Source organism: Caballeronia choica, assembly GCF_001544535.1.
Classification (GTDB): domain Bacteria; phylum Pseudomonadota; class Gammaproteobacteria; order Burkholderiales; family Burkholderiaceae; genus Caballeronia; species Caballeronia choica.
In genome coordinates this window covers 1-15,112 of sequence record NZ_FCON02000057.1, presented here as the reverse complement: position 1 = coordinate 15,112, position 15,112 = coordinate 1, and the positions used below count along the sequence as shown (strand labels likewise).

Below are 15,112 nucleotides of genomic sequence, written 5' to 3'. Positions count from 1 at the left end.
CGATTGAACTGAACGGTTTCCGACGCCCTTCAAATCGCTGTCCAGCGAATGTCGATGTAAGGTACGCGCCTTGCTCGTCTCAAGCGCAGCGACCACCAAGGAGCAAGTCAACCATGCGCAAGCAAGCAACAACGTCGACCGACGAACTCGACACGGTCCCTGACACCTCGAGTCCTGCCTACGCATCGGGCCACCCGATCACCCGCGCCTTCGATGCATTCGCGAGCGCCGTTACGCGCTGGGCCGGTTCGCCCGTGGCGTTTGCATTCGCCGTGACCTCGGTGGTCGTATGGGCACTGACCGGACCGTTCTTCCACTACTCGGAGAACTGGCAACTCGTGATCAACACCGGCACGACGATCATCACATTCGTGATGGTGTTCCTGATCCAGCAAAGCCAGAACAAGGACAGTGTCGCGCTGCATCTGAAGCTGAATGAACTGATCGCGTCGCACCGCGCGGCGAGCGACAAGCTGATCGGCATCGAGGACGCGAGCGAAGACGAACTCCGACGGCTCGCGGCCGCGTACCTGCGCATGGCGAACGAAGAGAGCGCGCCCCACAACCCGGAAAAGCTGGCGAGTTGAACGAGCCCGCCCCATGCACGCCAACCAACGATGCCATCCCGCGACCCCCGCGATTCCGACCCCGCACCGGCCGCTTTGCTCGCGGCCGCCGAAGCCGCATTCACCGCGCTCACGACCTATACCCTGACCTTGCACTCGCACCCGGAGAACGGCGAGCCGGTCGCGCTTCGCTACAGCTTCCGCAAGCCGGGTTTCATCCGCATGGACTTCATCCGGCCGCATGCCGGCGCGACACTCATCTTCGATCCTCGGACACGCACGGCGCGCGTCTGGCCGTTCGGCTTTCCGCGCTTTCCGTCGCTCGCGCTCGATCCCGGCAATCCGATGATCCGCGGCCCGCAGGGGCATCGCATCGACCAGTCCGATCTCGGCACGCTCGTGCGCAACCTTCGCGCGCTCCGCGAAGGCGGCGCCGCATCGGTCGCGAACGTGGGCGATCCGGGGTGTCTCGTGGTCGAAGGTGCGTCGGGCCGGACAGTGGCGGGCGTGCATCGCTATCGGGTCTGGTTCGACGCGGCGGGTTCGCTGCCCAATCGCGTGATCAGCGAGGACAATCGCGGCGAGCGGATCGAATCGGTGACGATGGACGATCTGCGCATCGATGCGGGTTTACCGGAAGATTTTTTCGGCGCCTAGTTTGAACTCAGTCAAAACTTCATGCAAAACGCATCTTTTTCGGCGGAATAAACGTTTTCCTAGGGCAAACCCCGAATGCTTCGACCATTATGTTTATCGACAATGGCTAAACATAACCGATGCCCCGGGAAGCCTGACCGGAGGCGTACTGGGCCATGAACCTGGAGAGCCGACAATGCGAGATAACGAGGTTGCCTATAAGAGCGTTGTGCTGGTTCCGCTCGCTGCGTACGACGAAGGCTTGTACGCGGCCATGCTGATCGTGAGGGAGCTGGACGGATTGCAGCGCGCGAGCGGCGTGCTGGGCCACTTCCCGAGTGCCGTCGACGCCCGCAACTTCGCTTTGGCCTACGGCATGGCCGAGATCGACGACCGGCCTGTCACCGCGCGTGAACCGGACGACAGTAAGCTCGCCGCCTTGCGCAAAGCCGCCTGACGCGCGAACGGGGCGCTCAAACTCCGCCGACGCCGCGCGTGACCAGCGCGAACGGCCCGCTCGTCAGTTGCTCCCTGAGAAAATCGATGCATACGCGGATCTTCGCCGACGACGATGCGCGCGTCGACGTCACGGCCAGAACATCCGCCTGCTGGCAGTAGTTCGGCAGCACGCGCACGAGCGCGCCCGCTGCGAGACTCTCGGCGACATCCCAGATCGACGCCATGAGCACGCCATGTCCTTCGTGGGCCCACTGAAGCACGATATCGGTATGGTTCGACGCCATCGGCCCGGTCACCTTCACGCTTTCCTCGCCGTGCGGTCCGCTTAGACGCCAGACGCCGAAACGGTCGTCGCGCCCGCGAAACAGCAGGCAATCGTGTTGCGCCAGCTCCGTCAGATGCTTCGGCGTGCCCCTGCGCGCAAGATAGTCCGGCGCCGCGCAGAGAATCCGCACGCTCTCCGTGATGCGATGCGCGATCAGATGCGGCTCCTGCACCTCGCCGACGCGAATGTCGATGTCGAAGTTCTCGCCGACCAGGTCGATGCGCCGGTCCAGCAGTTCCAGCCATAGCTCCAGTTCGGGATGACGCTTTCGCAGCAGCGAGAGGATCGGCGAGACATGGTTGCGTCCGAGCCGGAAGCTCGTCGCGATACGCAGCAGTCCGCGCGGACCGCTCGCGCGGCTCGCGAACGCATCGGCCATGCCCTGCACGTCTTCGAGAATCTTCTGCGCCCATTGGAACGCCGCTTCGCCGTCGCTCGTCACGCTGACGCGGCGCGTCGTGCGCGAAAAGAGCTTCACGCCGAGGCTCGCCTCCAGCATCGCGATCCGCTTGCTGACGTGCGAGGGCGAGATGCCCATTTCCGTCGATGCGGTGATGAAGCTCGCCCGTCGCGCGACCGTGCAGAACAACTGGAGGTCGCGCAGGAACGCGTCATTGTTCGCCAGGAGCGCACTGTGATTTTCCATATGGCCGCATTGTGTTGGGGTGGATGCATATTAATCTAGCTGTAACCCGAGGCGTCGCGCAATCGGGACCGACCGTCAAACAGGAGACATTGCAATGACCAGGACTCGCATCGCCGTGGCAGGCGCAGGCTATATCGGACAGGCGCACATAAGTGTGGCCGCGGCGAGCCCGAACTGCATGCTGTCGGCGATCGTCGATCCGTCGCCGGCCGCCGTCGAGATTGCGGCCAGGGCCGGCGTGCCGCTCTACAAGTCGCTCGACGAACTGTTCGAGAACGACCGCCCCGACGGCGTCGTGCTCGCGACGCCCAATCAGTTGCACGTCGAGCACGCGTTGCAGTGCATCGCGGCGGGCGTGCCGATGCTGCTCGAAAAGCCGGTTGCGCCGACCGTCGCGGAAGCCGAGACGTTGGTGAAGGAAGCCGAACGCACCGGCGCGAGGATCCTGATCGGCCATCACCGCGCGCACAGCCCGATCATGGCGCGCGCGAAGCAACTGATCGACGAAGGGCGGCTCGGCAAGCTCGTCGCGGTGATGGGCAGCGCCGTGTTCTTCAAGCCCGAGCGCTATTACGCCGAGGCCCCGTGGCGCAAGGAAGCGGGCGGCGGCCCGATCCTGCTCAACATGATCCACGAGGTGCACAACCTGCGCATGCTGTGCGGCGACATCGTCGCGGTGCAGGCGTTCGCCTCGCACGCCACGCGCGGCTTTCCCGTCGAGGACACGGTCGCGATCAACCTGCGTTTCGCGAGCGGCGCGCTCGGCACGTTCATGCTGTCGGATACGGCGGCGAGCGCGCGCAGCTGGGAGCAGACCTCGCAGGAAAACAAGGCGTACTCGACCTATCCCGACGAAGACTGCTACGTGATCGCCGGCACGTTCGGCTCGCTCTCGATTCCGACCATGCGCATGAAGACCTACGGCCGAGCCGAAGACCGCTCGTGGTGGAAGCCGTTCGACGTGAGCGTCGCCGAGATGACGCGCGACGATCCGCTCAAGCATCAGATCGAGCACTTCGGCCGAGTCGTGCGCGGGGACGCCGAGCCGATCGTCAGCGTCCGCGACGGGTTGCAGAACCTGCGCATCACCGAGGCGATCGTCAAGGCGGCGGAGACCGGTTCGATCGTCGATACGACGCCGGCCTGAAGCACGGCTGAGGATTGCCGAAACGCGCCGCGCAAAATCCCGATCCCGCCGGAGCGAATGCGATAATCGTCATTTGCCCACTGCAAGCCCGGGAGAACCACCTTGAGCCGCATCGACAATCCCCTTATGGACCACGAAGTCGGCGTCGCCGATTCCACCGAGGACTCGACCCGCATCGACGACGTCCGCATCGGCGCGGTGCGCCCGCTGATCTCTCCCGCGCTGCTGCAGGACGAACTGCCGGTTCCGTCCGACGTGCTGACGCTCGTCGAGAAAAGCCGCGTGGCCATCGCCGATATCCTGCATGGCCGCGACGACCGCCTCGTCGCCGTCGTGGGTCCGTGCTCGATCCACGATCACGATCAGGCGCTCGAGTACGCGCACCGCCTGAAAGCCGCCGCCGATGCGCTCGCCGGCGAGTTGCTGATCGTGATGCGCGTCTACTTCGAGAAGCCGCGCACGACGGTCGGCTGGAAGGGCTACATCAACGATCCGCGGCTCGACGGCAGTTATCGCATCAACGAAGGGCTGCGGCGCGCGCGGCAGTTGCTGCTCGATGTCAGCGGCATCGGCCTGCCGACCGCCACCGAATTCCTCGACCTGCTGAGCCCGCAATACATCGCGGACCTGATCGCGTGGGGCGCGATCGGCGCGCGCACGACCGAGAGCCAGAGCCATCGGCAGCTCGCGTCGGGTTTGAGCTGTCCGATCGGCTTCAAGAACGGCACCGACGGCGGCGTGCAGATCGCGGCGGACGCAATCGTCGCGGCGGGCGCGAGCCACGCGTTCATGGGCATGACGAAGATGGGCATGGCGGCGATCTTCGAGACGCGCGGCAACGACGACGCGCACGTGATCCTGCGCGGCGGCAAGAAGGGTCCGAATTACGACCGGGAATCCGTCGAGGCATGCTGCGCCGCGCTCAAGGCGGTCGGGTTGCGCGAACAGGTGATGGTCGATTGCTCGCACGCGAATTCGGGCAAGTCGCACCTGCGCCAGATGGATGTCGCGGCGGACGTCGCCGGACAGTTGTCGGCGGGGGACACGCGCATCATCGGCGTGATGATCGAGAGCAATCTCGAGGAAGGGCGGCAGGATTTGAAGCCGGGCGTGCCGCTCAAGCGCGGCGTGTCGATCACGGATGCGTGTCTGGGCTGGGCGCAGACGGAGCCAGTGCTCGAAGCGCTCGCGCGAGCGGTGCGCGAGCGGCGGGGGGGCTGAGCGGGGCGTCGGGTCTACAACCCGAAGCCCAGTTGAGGGCGTCTCAGGAAACGAGCCCCTCCACGAAACCGCACGCATCCGTCGCGGCCTGCTGTATGTGGTCGAGGTATTCCGACAAACGGCTCTCGCTCATACGGGCGTCGCCTCCGCGAGCACCTTGGCCCGGACTTTCGGCGGCAGGTCAGCCGGGGTCAGGACGTCGACGTGGAGGCCAAGCAGCGTCTCCAGCTCATCTTGCAAGCCGCCCAGGTCGAACAGCGTCGTGCCGGGTAGCGCATCGACCAGCAGATCGAGGTCGCTGCCGTCCCGGTCGGTGCCGTGCAGCACCGAGCCAAAGACGCGCGGGTTCGCCACGGGGAAGCGGCTCGTCGTTTCGAGCACCGCGCTTCGCTTCAGGTCCAGCATTTCGGACGGTCGCATGGCTATCCTTTTATCGAAACTCGTTGAGGTGGAATGCAATCGAGCATACCGCTTAACCAACTATATTCGAGAATTGCGACATCCTGATTTCTGTACCGTTCCCGGATCGGTCGGCCTGTCGCAACGCCCGGCCGCCGTCGCTCGACAAAGCATGAAACGCGAATGAACGCGGCGTTCAGCCCACATTCCCGAAGCACACGTACTTCGTATCGAGATATTCCTCGACGCCATAATGCGAGCCTTCCCTGCCGAGGCCCGATTCCTTGACGCCGCCGAACGGCGCGACTTCGTTGAAGACGAGGCTTTCGTTCACCCCGACCACGCCGCATTCCAGCGCTTCCAGCACGCGAAACGAGCGGTTCAGGTCGGAGGTGTAGAAGTACGCGGCCAGTCCCGAGCGGCCCTGGTTCGCGAGCGTCAGCGCTTCGGCTTCCTCCTTGAAGCGGATGACGCTCGCGACGGGCCCCAGGATCTCGTCGCCGCAGATGTCCATGCCGGGATCGACCTCGGTCAGCACGGTCGGCTGATAGAAATTCGGGCCGGCCGCATGGCGCTGCCCGCCCGCGACCACCCGCGCGCCGCCTGCAACGGCCTGGGCAACCAGCGCTTCGATCCGCTCGACCGCCGCGTGATCGATGAGCGGGCCGACTTGCGAGTCGTCGCGCATGCCGTCGCCGGTCTTGAGCGCCTTCACCTTGTCGACGAGGCGGCGCACGAACTCGTCGTGCACGCGGTCCTGGATCAGGAAGCGATTCGCGCACATCGCAGCCTGTCCGGTATGACGAAACCGGGCCGCCAGCGCGCCGGTCACGGCGATGTCGAGATCGGCGTCGTCGAAGACAATGAAAGGCGAACTCGCGCCGAGTTCCAGCGAGACTTTCTTGACCGTGCCCGCGCATCGCGCCATCAATTGCTTGCCGGCGTCGATGCTGCCGGTGAACGAAACTTTCCTCACCACCGGGCTGTCCAGCAACGCCGGGATCAGCGTGTCGTCGTCGCCTGTCAGCACCGACAGGACGCCGCGCGGCATTCCGGCGTTCTCGGCGAGCACGCAGAGCGCGAGCGCGGAAAACGGCGCCTGCGACGCGGGCTTGAGCACGACCGTGCAGCCCGCAGCCAGCGCGGCGCCGATCTTGCGCGCCACCATCGACGAAGGAAACATCCACGAGGTGATCGCGGCGCACACGCCGACGGGCTGCCTGATCACATGAATGCGCTGGCTGCGGCGCGCGGCGGGCATGTTGTCGCCGTAGATGCGCCGTGCTTCCTCTGAAAACCATTCGATATAGTTGCCGGCCTGCGCGATCTCGGCTCGCGCCTCGTGGATCGGCTTGCCCTGTTCGGAACTGAGGATGATCGCGAGATCGTCGCGATGCACCTTGACCAGTTGCGCCCATTCGCGCAAGACGCACGCGCGTTCGCGGCCGCTCCACTCGCGCCATTCGGCGAACGCTGACGCGGCGTGAGCGATCGCCTCGCCGGCCTGCGCCGCCGTCAGCCGGGGAACGTGACCGACCGCCTCGCCGTTCGCCGGATTGGTGATCGTGACATGCGGCTGGGAGGTTGCTTCTATCCAGCTTCCGCCGACATACGCGGACTGTTCGAACAGGTTGGGGCACTTGAGTTGCATGGGGGTGGCTCCGGTCGGATGGTTGCGGGATCGCTCGCCCGTCCCGCGTGCTTGAATCACTTTAACGGAGTTCGGATTGCGATGACAAAAAGAACGTTTGCGCGCGGCGCAATCGTCCCCCAAGACTGACACCGGACGCGGCCGGCATCATGCCGAAATGGGTCGCTTCACTTGCACCTTGACGACAAGCGCTTCGCCATGCCCGCATTCAGACGATGAATCGTCCGGCAATATTAACGAATGCGCCCGGATCGGTCCCTTGATAACGCCAAATAAATGATGGTCGTCATCTATTGAATAAAGTTCGTTCATCATCTATTCTTGAGTCTCCTCTCTTGGCGCGCACTGCGTCAACCATCGAAAAAGGAAATCGACATGCCTCTCGTACGCATCGATCTGGCGGAAGGCCAGTCTGCCGAATACCGCACCGCGCTCGCCGACGAAGTCTACAAGGCGATGACAACAACCCTGAACGTGCCCGCCAACGATCGCTTCATGGTCGTGAGCGAGCACAAGTCCAGCGATTTCATCGCCGACCCGAGCTACCTCGGCATCGAGCGGTCGCCGCAATGCGTGATCGTGCAGGTCACATTGAATACGGGGCGCGATGTCGGCATGAAGCGCGCCTTCTACAAGGCGCTCGTGGACGGATTGCACGAGCGCGTCGGCTTGCGACGAGAGGACCTGTTCATCAGTCTCGTCGAAGTGGTGAAGGAGAACTGGTCGTTCGGTAACGGCGAAGCGCAGTACGCCACATAACCCGTCGAGTCCTCACCATGCCGCGCGTCTCTCGCGAACAAACCGACAAGAACCGCCTGCTCATCGAAGCGGCGTCCGCGCGTCTTTTCAAGGAGCATGGCTTCGACGGCGTCTCGGTCGCCGACATCATGGCGTCGGCGGGCCTCACGCATGGCGGCTTCTACGGACATTTCGAATCGAAGGACGAACTCGCCGCGCTCGCATGTGCGAAGGCGTTTGAAGAGTCGGCGGCGCGCTGGAGGTCGATCGGGAAGGACGGCGCGGACGAACCCGCGCTCCTCGATGCCTTGGCGAAGCACTATCTCAGCGCGAAGCAGCGGGATCAACCCGGCCTCGGATGTCCCGCCAATTCGCTCGCGGCCGACGTGGGCCGAGAGGACGCGTCGAAGCCCGTTCGGAGCGTCTATACGCGCGGACTGAAGACGCTCATCGATATCCTGATGTCGTTCTCGAAGGCGCGTCAAACGAAGAAGTCACGCAGGCGCGCACTCGCGCGCATGTCGATGCTGATCGGCGCGGTGACGCTGGCGCGCGCGGTGCGCGACGATCCGCTTTCCGACGAGATTCTCGAAGCGGCGCGCGAACATCTACGTCTCGATTGTGAGTAGCCTGTCAGTAGCTGCCCGCCATTGGCAGCAGCAGGTAGGGCAGCAGTCTTTCGAAAGTGGCGCGCTTTGCTGGTGAGCGTGCGCCGCGGTTCGCCGACGGAACGCAGGTTAGGCTTCGGGAATGAGGACGGCGCCGCGTCTCCGCGCTCAAGCTTCGGGCGGATCGGCAAGGCCGTACGGTGCCGATAGCGGCGCTCCAGCCTCTTTCCGTTGTTCGAGGTGATCGGCCAGCATGCGTGCCGGCAAGGGCAGCGTGGCGAAATTGCGCGCGATGATCAGCAAGGGCCGCAGCGACCAGGGCTCGTCGATCTCGACGACGGACAAGGGCGCCGCATGCGCATACGGCACGACGCTGCCCTCGGGCAGCACGCCCACGCCGAGACCCGCGCCAACCATGTTGCGCACGCCCTCGAAGCTCGTCACCTCGATGCGCACGCGCAGTCGCCTGCCGTGACGCTCGGCGGCCTCGCGACAGAGCTTCGAGATCGACGTGCCGTGCGGCATGCTGACGAAGTCGTCGTCGAGCGCTTCCTCGAACTTCACGCGGGCGCGCGCGGCCAGCCGATGATCGGGCGGCACGATCAGCACGAGCTTGTCGACCCTGTACGGATGCCACTCCAGGCCGCTCAGCGCGTCCTCGGTGACGGACCCGATGCCGAGATCGGCGACGCCGCTTGCAATCGCCTGCACGACCTCATCGCTCGATTTCTCGACCATGTCGATCCGCACTTGCGGATTCGCGCGCAGGAACGAGTGCAGCGCACCGGGCAGGTACTGGACCATCGCGGTGAAGTTCACGTAGATCCGCGTGTGGCCGCGCAAGCCTTCCGAATACTCGGACAATTCGTCCGATATCTGCTGCAGGTGCTCGATCAGGCGCTTCGCGTGGTGATAGAGCGCCTCGCCCGCGGGCGTCGGCTGCACGCCGCGGCTGTGGCGATAGAGGAGCGGCGTGCCGGCGTCGCCTTCGAGGTCGGACACCCGCTTGCTGACCGCCGATGCCACGAGGTGCGTGCGTCCCGACGCCGCTGCGATGCTGCCTTCCTCGATGACGGCCACGAACACGCGCAGCGACTCCATGTCGAAGCGCACCGGCCGGTCTGCTGCAACGCGCATGTGCTCTCCTCTGCCCGGGTTTTCCCGCATCTGCGGATTCGCATCCATCGCGTTTGACGATGCCTGCATTGAACATTGAGAAGTTTTCAAAAGCCTCGTCAGTCCGCATCCTAGGGACGTTACAGGAGCGATCGCCTGAGCAGCGGCGATTCGATGGCGGCGCCGAAGCATCGTGCATCGCGATTCTAAGTCGACCCAGCGGCTTTGTCCTCGCCGCGTTCTCCGTGCAGTCAGTCACCTTTGTCAGCCAAGGAAATGAACCCATGAGCGAATCCCTGAACGCAACGCTTTTCTCTCCCTTCGAACTCGGTTCGCTCAAGCTGCGAAACCGCATCATCATCAGCCCGATGTGCCAGTACAGCGCAGTCGACGGATCGGCGAGCGCCTGGCACCGCACGCATATCGGCAACCTCTCGCTGAGCGGCGCGAGCCTGATGCTGCTCGAAGCGACCGCGGTGGAAGCGGCGGGCCGCATCACGCCGTATTGCCTCGGCCTCTATTCCGACGCGAACGAACAGGCGCTCGCCAACGTGCTCGACGAAGTGCGCCAGTTCAGCGACATGCCGATCGGCATCCAGTTGTGCCACGCGGGGCGCAAGGCGTCGAGCGAGGCGCCCTGGCGCGGCGGCGCGCAGATCGCACCGGAAGACGGCGGCTGGCAGGCATCCGGCCCGTCGGCGCTCGCCCAGAAAGACGGTGAACTGGCGCCGCTCGAACTCGACCGCGCCGGCATGGAACGCATCCGCGATGCGTTCGTCGCGAGTGCGCAGCGTGCCGAGCGGCTGGGTCTGGCCGCTATCGAACTGCACTTCGCTCACGGCTATCTGCTGCACCAGTTTCTCTCGCCGGTGGCGAACCGGCGCACCGACGAATACGGCGGCTCGCTTGAAAACCGCATGCGTTTCCCGCTTGAAATCTACGATGCCGTGCGCGCCGTCTGGCCCGCGGGCAAGCCGCTTGGCGTGCGCGTTTCAGCGACCGACTGGGTCGAGAGCGGCTGGACCGTCGAGCAGACGATCGAGCTTGCGAAGCGTCTGCACGAGCGCGGCTGCGACTGGATCGATGTATCGACGGGCGGGGTTTCGCCGGACCAGAAAATTCCGCTTGGGCCGCATTACCAGATTCCGTTTGCCCGCGCGGTGCGCGAGGCGACTGGCATGAAGACGATCGGCGTCGGCCTGATCACCGAGCCGGCGGATGCCGACAAGGTGATTCGCGACGGCGATGCCGATTTGATCGCGCTGGCGCGCGCGGTGCTGTGGGACCCGCGTTGGCCGTGGCACGCGGCGGCCGCGCTGGGTGCGAAGGTCTCGGCTCCGCCGCAATATTGGCGCTGCGAACCGCGCGGCGCGGGGCGGGTGTTCGATGGCGCGGCGTTCGGCCAGCGCTAGGTTTGCGCTCATGGGCAAGCGGGCATCCGCCCGGCACACCGAAACACTCAGACGAATACATTGAAGGAGACAAACGATGAACCAGGGACACCTCGCCGTAGGCGCAAGAACCCGCTGGTACGAAGGCCTCACGCCCATGCACTGGCGCGTACTCAAGGCGAGCTTTCTCGGCTGGATCTTCGACGGGTACGAGGCGCTGGCGCTCGTCGTCGTTCTCGGCCCGATGCTGCATTCCGTGCTGACACCCGCGCAAGCCACATCGCCGACCTTCTACGCCGGCCTCGTGATCGGCATCACGCTCCTCGGCTGGGGCGTGGGCGGCATGGTCGGCGGCATTCTCGCGGACTACGTCGGCCGCAAGCGCATGATGCTGTGGTCGGTGTTCCTCTACGCGCTCTTTTCCGGCATGACGGCGTTCTCGCAAACTTTCTGGACGCTGTGCGCGCTGCGCTTCCTGACCGGTCTCGCGATGGGCAGCGAATGGAGCACGGGCATCGCGTTGCTGTCGGAAACCTGGCCTGAACAGGCCCGCGCTAAAGGCGCCGGCTTCCTGCAATCGGGCTTCGGCTGGGGCACGCTGACGGCGGCAGTCGTGTGGTACGCGCTTTCGTCGACGCATCCGCTGGGCGCCGAAACGTGGCGCCTGATGTTCGTGCTCGGCGCGCTGCCCGCGCTCTTCGTCCTGTATATCCGGCGCGGCGTGAACGAGTCGGAGAAATGGCAGCGCGCGGTGCGCGAGAAGCGCTGGAACGCGACCAACGCCGAGGCGAACGAGAACGACGCGCCGCAATCGAACAAGCGCCCGTTCACGCTGACGCAGCTTTTCAGCGAACGCGAGGCGCTGCGCCGCACGGTGATCCTGACGGTGCTGTCGATCGTGACGACGGTCGGCTGGTGGGCCATCTCAAGCTGGCTGCCGACCTACACCATCGCGATCGCCAAGGCCGAGGGCATTCCGGATGCGTTGTCGTGGGGCTCGAAGGTATCGATCGCCTATACGCTCGGCGCGACCGTGGCCTATCTCGTCGCCGGGTTCGTCGTGGATGCGATCGGGCGGCGCGCGTTCCTTTCGCTGACTTTCGTCGGCGCACTCGTGACCACGCTCATCACCTACAAGCTGACGACGAGCGTCGAAGCGATGATGGTGGCCGCGCCGATCAACGGCTTCTTCACGCTGGGCTGCGCGTATGTGTGGATGGCGATCTATCCGGTTGAACTCTTCACCTGCACGGTTCGATCGACGGCGATCAGCTTCGTGTTCAACGCGGCGCGCCTGATCGCGTGGGTGTTCCCGATCATCGCGGGAAGCATGATCACGTCGTTCGGCGGCGTGTCGCAGGCGGCGCTCGCGCTCGGCTCGGTGTATGTGATCGGCATCGTGCTGCCCTGGTTCCTGCCGGAGACGCGCGGTGCAGGGATGCCGGATTGAGGGCGGCGCCGACTCGATCGAAAGTGGAGCGGCTCCGCATTTGTCCCTGGCCCATGTAGATTGACTGCCGCCCTCGCGCGGCAGAGACTTCCCTTCGACGTGCGTTCATAGGTCGCACAGTTCGTACGGGAACCGCAGCGTGCCGGCGGCGAAGGCGCGCGCGGGCATCGAGCAGGACATCACCGAGGCCGCGGAAGATTTGCAGAATCGGTTGGAGAGCCGGGACGCGGCGAGGGTTGAGTTGTAAAAAACAACAACAGCAACTATGTTGCATGGGACCGGAGTAAGCGCATGGGACCAGAGTAAGGCGCATGGGACCAGAGTAAGGCGCATGGGACCAGAGTAAGGCGCATGGGACCAGAGTAAGGCGCTAAGGCGCCAACTCTGATCGACAGCGCCAAGTCTGGCCGACAGGAGACAGCATGACGGTCCTACAAATGTTGAAACCGCACGCCGGCCTGCGCGTGCTCGTGACGGGCGGCGCATCGGGCATCGGCCTCGTGATCGCGCGTGCGTTCGTCGATGCCGGCTCGCGCGTGCACGTCTGCGATGCGAGCCAGCAGGCCATCGACGCGCTGCTCGAAGCCGAAAGCCACACGGAGTGCAACGCGATCACCGCGACACTCGCGGACGTATCGGATCAGGCCGCCGTCGAGCGTGTCTTCGCCGATGTCGACGCGCAACTCGGCGGCCTCGACGTGCTGATCAACAACGCGGGCATCGCGGGCCCGACAGGCGGCATCGACGAACTCGATGCGAGCGCGTGGGAACAGACCGTCGACGTGAACCTGAACGCGCAGTTCTACTTCGCGCGCCGCGCGGTGCCGCTCTTGCGCCAGTCGAAAGAGGGCGGAACGATCATCGCGCTCTCGTCGGTGGCGGGCCGCCTCGGCTACGCATACCGCACCCCTTACGCCGCGGCCAAGTGGGCCATCGTCGGGCTCACCAAGAGTCTCGCGATCGAGCTCGGGCCGTCCAACATTCGCGTGAACGCGATTCAGCCGGGCATCGTCAAGGGTCCGCGCATGGAGCGCGTGATCGCGGCGCGCGCAGAGCAACTCGGCCTCACGTACGAGCAGATGGAGAAGGAGTATCTCGCGAAGATTTCGCTGCGCCGCATGACGACGCCTGAGGAAGTCGCGGCCACCGCGCTCTTTCTGTGCTCGCCGGGCGGCAGCGGCATCTCGGGCCAGGCCATCTCGGTCTGCGGCAACGTCGAAGCGCTTTGAACGCCGTGCTCTGAACGCAAACCAACGACGAATCGACGGAATCGACGGAATCGACGGAATCGACGTTTGCGGTCGCGGAAACCGTCGAGGCGAAGCGCGCGCTTCACCGAGGCTGATGGCGTTGCTCGCGCATCGCCGCGCGCTCGCGAAGCAGGACGAGCAAAGCTGAAACGCCGATCAATCAAACCGACAGCGGTCTAAACGCGCCTGCTGATCGATGCCGATGCGGGCATGCCGGACCACCCGCATTGCATAAACGAAGCTACTTCCTCCACACATCGCCGACGTTTTCTTCCATCACGGCGGCGAGCGAGCGCTTCGCCGCGCTGTCGAGGCGCGTGAACCCAAGCCCGATGCACGCCCGGTGATCGGGAAGATCGAGTGGCCGCGCGACGACTTTCGGCGGCAGGGCGGTGGCCGCTTCGGCCGGAATCACACCGATGCCGAGGCCGGCGGAGACCAGCGCCAGCATGGTGGCGAATTCCCCCAGTTCCTGAGCGATTTCGAGATCCGCGCCGTGACGCTTCAACGCGACGAGCATGTCGTCATGAAAGCCCGGTGCGTAGCGCCGCGCCAGCACGAAAGCGGGATGCCCGCGCAGCTCGGCCGGGTGGATCAGCGATTTTGCGGCGAGGGGATGGTCGTCCGGCAGGGCGAGGACGAATGGCTCTTCGAGCACGACGCGCGTCTCCAGTCCCGCCCCGTGGACGGGCAGCCGCATCAGGCCGAAGTCGAGCTTGTTGTCGTGGAGGGCGGCGATCTGCTCTGGCGTCGACATGTCCTTCAGTTCGAGCGTGATGAGCGGATAGCGCGCGTGCATGCTGCGGATGAGGGTCGGCAGCAATTTCGGCAGCACCGATGACACGAACGCGATGCGCAGCGTGCCGATTTCGCCGCGAGAGGATAAGCGGGCGGTCTGTTCCGCACGCATCGCCTGATGAAGCGTGGCGCGGGCTTCGGGAAGGAAGAGGCGCCCGGTTTCGGTCAGCGCGACCTTGTGGCGATCGCGTTCCAGCAGGCGCACTTCCAGTTCCTCTTCGAGTGCCTTGATCTGCATGCTGAGCGCGGGTTGCACGATGCAAAGCCGCTGCGCGGCGCGGCCGAAATGCAGTTCTTCGGCGAGCGCGACAAATGCGCGGAGGTGCTTCAGTTCCATTGAGGTCTCCGGTCGCGCGTGGGCGGCTCTCTCTGCGTAATCACGAATCATGATAACAGCGTCATGAAAGACTATTGGCGTGATTACCGCACATGCGGTGAACTGTCGCTGGCGCTTGGGGTGGGGTGTTTACGCCGTTTGATTTTGTTGCGCTTCTGTGGAACTTGTATTGGTTTTGGTTTATTTGCTCTGCCCCTGTCCGGGGCGGGACTCACTTTCTTTGCTGCTGCAAAGAAAGTAAGCAAAGAAAGCAGCTTTCCAACGCCAATCCTTGCCATGCGCCGCTAGCCCGGTCCCTCGGAGTGGTCCAACCGGGGGAGTGTCGTTAGCGGGGTTTTGGCGTTGTTGGCATGTAGAAAAGGCGCGCACGTCGC

The 15,112-nt window shown here is 64.6% G+C and carries 17 protein-coding genes; 11 read left to right on the top strand and 6 right to left on the bottom strand.

Annotated elements, in window-relative coordinates; genetic code table 11:
* Positions 1-113 precede the first annotated feature (113 nt).
* The 3 genes from AWB68_RS23190 to AWB68_RS23180 all read left to right on the top strand — a co-directional run bounded on the left by AWB68_RS23190 (position 114) and on the right by AWB68_RS23180 (position 1,659).
* Positions 114-587 carry a low affinity iron permease family protein gene (locus AWB68_RS23190; protein ID WP_087646689.1) on the top strand — a complete coding sequence of 158 codons (474 nt, stop codon included), beginning with the start codon at positions 114-116 and terminating at the stop codon, positions 585-587.
* 30 nt (positions 588-617) lie between these two features.
* Positions 618-1,223, top strand: a complete 606-nt coding sequence (locus AWB68_RS23185) for a LolA family protein (protein ID WP_087646688.1) — start codon at positions 618-620, stop codon at positions 1,221-1,223.
* A gap of 175 nt (positions 1,224-1,398) precedes the next feature.
* Positions 1,399-1,659, top strand: coding sequence for a hypothetical protein (locus AWB68_RS23180; RefSeq protein WP_087646687.1), 261 nt, complete (start codon positions 1,399-1,401; stop codon positions 1,657-1,659).
* 16 nt (positions 1,660-1,675) lie between these two features.
* Here the strand turns inward: AWB68_RS23180 and AWB68_RS23175 are convergent, their stop codons facing one another.
* Entirely contained in the window at positions 1,676-2,632 is a 957-nt protein-coding gene (locus tag AWB68_RS23175; protein ID WP_087646686.1) for a LysR family transcriptional regulator, read from the bottom strand.
* Positions 2,633-2,726: 94 nt separating this feature from the next.
* On the opposite strand from AWB68_RS23175, the gene AWB68_RS23170 reads away from it, so the two are divergent.
* Both AWB68_RS23170 and AWB68_RS23165 read left to right on the top strand, forming a co-directional pair.
* The gene (locus AWB68_RS23170; RefSeq protein ID WP_087646685.1) at positions 2,727-3,779 is read left to right on the top strand and encodes a Gfo/Idh/MocA family protein; all 1,053 of its coding nucleotides are present in this window, start codon (positions 2,727-2,729) and stop codon (positions 3,777-3,779) included.
* A gap of 102 nt (positions 3,780-3,881) precedes the next feature.
* Positions 3,882-5,000, top strand: coding sequence for a 3-deoxy-7-phosphoheptulonate synthase (locus tag AWB68_RS23165; RefSeq protein WP_087646684.1), 1,119 nt, complete (start codon positions 3,882-3,884; stop codon positions 4,998-5,000).
* A 129-nt stretch (positions 5,001-5,129) separates the two neighbouring features.
* On the opposite strand, the gene AWB68_RS23155 is transcribed toward AWB68_RS23165, so the two are convergent.
* The 3 genes from AWB68_RS23155 to AWB68_RS48290 form a co-directional block, all read right to left on the bottom strand.
* Positions 5,130-5,420, bottom strand: a complete 291-nt coding sequence (locus AWB68_RS23155; RefSeq protein ID WP_087646683.1) for a nucleotidyltransferase family protein — start codon at positions 5,418-5,420, stop codon at positions 5,130-5,132.
* 175 nt (positions 5,421-5,595) lie between these two features.
* Positions 5,596-7,050 carry an NAD-dependent succinate-semialdehyde dehydrogenase gene (locus AWB68_RS23150; RefSeq protein WP_087646682.1) on the bottom strand — a complete coding sequence of 485 codons (1,455 nt, stop codon included), beginning with the start codon at positions 7,048-7,050 and terminating at the stop codon, positions 5,596-5,598.
* Between the two features lie 147 nt (positions 7,051-7,197).
* Positions 7,198-7,365: a hypothetical protein gene (locus AWB68_RS48290; protein ID WP_160110047.1), complete on the bottom strand. Its 168-nt coding sequence runs from the start codon at positions 7,363-7,365 to the stop codon at positions 7,198-7,200.
* Positions 7,366-7,425: 60 nt separating this feature from the next.
* On the opposite strand from AWB68_RS48290, the gene AWB68_RS23145 reads away from it, so the two are divergent.
* Positions 7,426-7,809 carry a tautomerase family protein gene (locus AWB68_RS23145; protein WP_087646681.1) on the top strand — a complete coding sequence of 128 codons (384 nt, stop codon included), beginning with the start codon at positions 7,426-7,428 and terminating at the stop codon, positions 7,807-7,809.
* A 17-nt stretch (positions 7,810-7,826) separates the two neighbouring features.
* Entirely contained in the window at positions 7,827-8,417 is a 591-nt protein-coding gene (locus tag AWB68_RS23140) for a TetR/AcrR family transcriptional regulator (RefSeq protein ID WP_087646680.1), read from the top strand.
* 147 nt (positions 8,418-8,564) lie between these two features.
* Here the strand turns inward: AWB68_RS23140 and AWB68_RS23135 are convergent, their stop codons facing one another.
* Complete coding sequence (locus AWB68_RS23135) at positions 8,565-9,533, bottom strand: LysR family transcriptional regulator (RefSeq protein WP_235028458.1); 969 nt, start codon at positions 9,531-9,533, stop codon at positions 8,565-8,567.
* A 263-nt stretch (positions 9,534-9,796) separates the two neighbouring features.
* Between AWB68_RS23135 and AWB68_RS23130 the strand changes: the two genes are divergently transcribed.
* The 3 genes from AWB68_RS23130 to AWB68_RS23120 all read left to right on the top strand — a co-directional run bounded on the left by AWB68_RS23130 (position 9,797) and on the right by AWB68_RS23120 (position 13,582).
* Entirely contained in the window at positions 9,797-10,924 is a 1,128-nt protein-coding gene (locus AWB68_RS23130; RefSeq protein ID WP_087646679.1) for an NADH:flavin oxidoreductase/NADH oxidase, read from the top strand.
* Between the two features lie 76 nt (positions 10,925-11,000).
* Positions 11,001-12,353: an MFS transporter gene (locus tag AWB68_RS23125; protein ID WP_087646678.1), complete on the top strand. Its 1,353-nt coding sequence runs from the start codon at positions 11,001-11,003 to the stop codon at positions 12,351-12,353.
* A 422-nt stretch (positions 12,354-12,775) separates the two neighbouring features.
* Positions 12,776-13,582, top strand: a complete 807-nt coding sequence (locus AWB68_RS23120; RefSeq protein WP_087646677.1) for an SDR family oxidoreductase — start codon at positions 12,776-12,778, stop codon at positions 13,580-13,582.
* Positions 13,583-13,844: 262 nt separating this feature from the next.
* Here AWB68_RS23120 and AWB68_RS23115 read toward each other — a convergent pair whose 3' ends face one another.
* The gene (locus tag AWB68_RS23115) at positions 13,845-14,738 is read right to left on the bottom strand and encodes a LysR family transcriptional regulator (RefSeq protein ID WP_087646676.1); all 894 of its coding nucleotides are present in this window, start codon (positions 14,736-14,738) and stop codon (positions 13,845-13,847) included.
* 63 nt (positions 14,739-14,801) lie between these two features.
* On the opposite strand from AWB68_RS23115, the gene AWB68_RS46745 reads away from it, so the two are divergent.
* Positions 14,802-15,026, top strand: a complete 225-nt coding sequence (locus tag AWB68_RS46745; RefSeq protein WP_125483008.1) for a hypothetical protein — start codon at positions 14,802-14,804, stop codon at positions 15,024-15,026.
* Positions 15,027-15,112 lie beyond the last annotated feature (86 nt).

Bases quoted from the DNA above. Each gene is read 5' to 3' on its own strand.
- AWB68_RS23150 (WP_087646682.1), bottom strand. From the start codon at position 7,050: ATGCAACTCAAGTGCCCCAACCTGTTCGAACAGTCCGCGTATGTCGGC.
- AWB68_RS23170 (WP_087646685.1), top strand. From the start codon at position 2,727: ATGACCAGGACTCGCATCGCCGTGGCAGGCGCAGGCTATATCGGACAG.
- AWB68_RS23145 (WP_087646681.1), top strand. From the start codon at position 7,426: ATGCCTCTCGTACGCATCGATCTGGCGGAAGGCCAGTCTGCCGAATAC.
- AWB68_RS46745 (WP_125483008.1), top strand. From the start codon at position 14,802: ATGAAAGACTATTGGCGTGATTACCGCACATGCGGTGAACTGTCGCTG.
- AWB68_RS23175 (WP_087646686.1), bottom strand. From the start codon at position 2,632: ATGGAAAATCACAGTGCGCTCCTGGCGAACAATGACGCGTTCCTGCGC.
- AWB68_RS23155 (WP_087646683.1), bottom strand. From the start codon at position 5,420: ATGCGACCGTCCGAAATGCTGGACCTGAAGCGAAGCGCGGTGCTCGAA.
- AWB68_RS23185 (WP_087646688.1), top strand. From the start codon at position 618: ATGCCATCCCGCGACCCCCGCGATTCCGACCCCGCACCGGCCGCTTTG.
- AWB68_RS23130 (WP_087646679.1), top strand. From the start codon at position 9,797: ATGAGCGAATCCCTGAACGCAACGCTTTTCTCTCCCTTCGAACTCGGT.
- AWB68_RS23115 (WP_087646676.1), bottom strand. From the start codon at position 14,738: ATGGAACTGAAGCACCTCCGCGCATTTGTCGCGCTCGCCGAAGAACTG.
- AWB68_RS48290 (WP_160110047.1), bottom strand. From the start codon at position 7,365: ATGATGAACGAACTTTATTCAATAGATGACGACCATCATTTATTTGGC.
- AWB68_RS23120 (WP_087646677.1), top strand. From the start codon at position 12,776: ATGACGGTCCTACAAATGTTGAAACCGCACGCCGGCCTGCGCGTGCTC.
- AWB68_RS23140 (WP_087646680.1), top strand. From the start codon at position 7,827: ATGCCGCGCGTCTCTCGCGAACAAACCGACAAGAACCGCCTGCTCATC.
- AWB68_RS23125 (WP_087646678.1), top strand. From the start codon at position 11,001: ATGAACCAGGGACACCTCGCCGTAGGCGCAAGAACCCGCTGGTACGAA.
- AWB68_RS23135 (WP_235028458.1), bottom strand. From the start codon at position 9,533: ATGCGCGTTGCAGCAGACCGGCCGGTGCGCTTCGACATGGAGTCGCTG.
- AWB68_RS23180 (WP_087646687.1), top strand. From the start codon at position 1,399: ATGCGAGATAACGAGGTTGCCTATAAGAGCGTTGTGCTGGTTCCGCTC.
- AWB68_RS23190 (WP_087646689.1), top strand. From the start codon at position 114: ATGCGCAAGCAAGCAACAACGTCGACCGACGAACTCGACACGGTCCCT.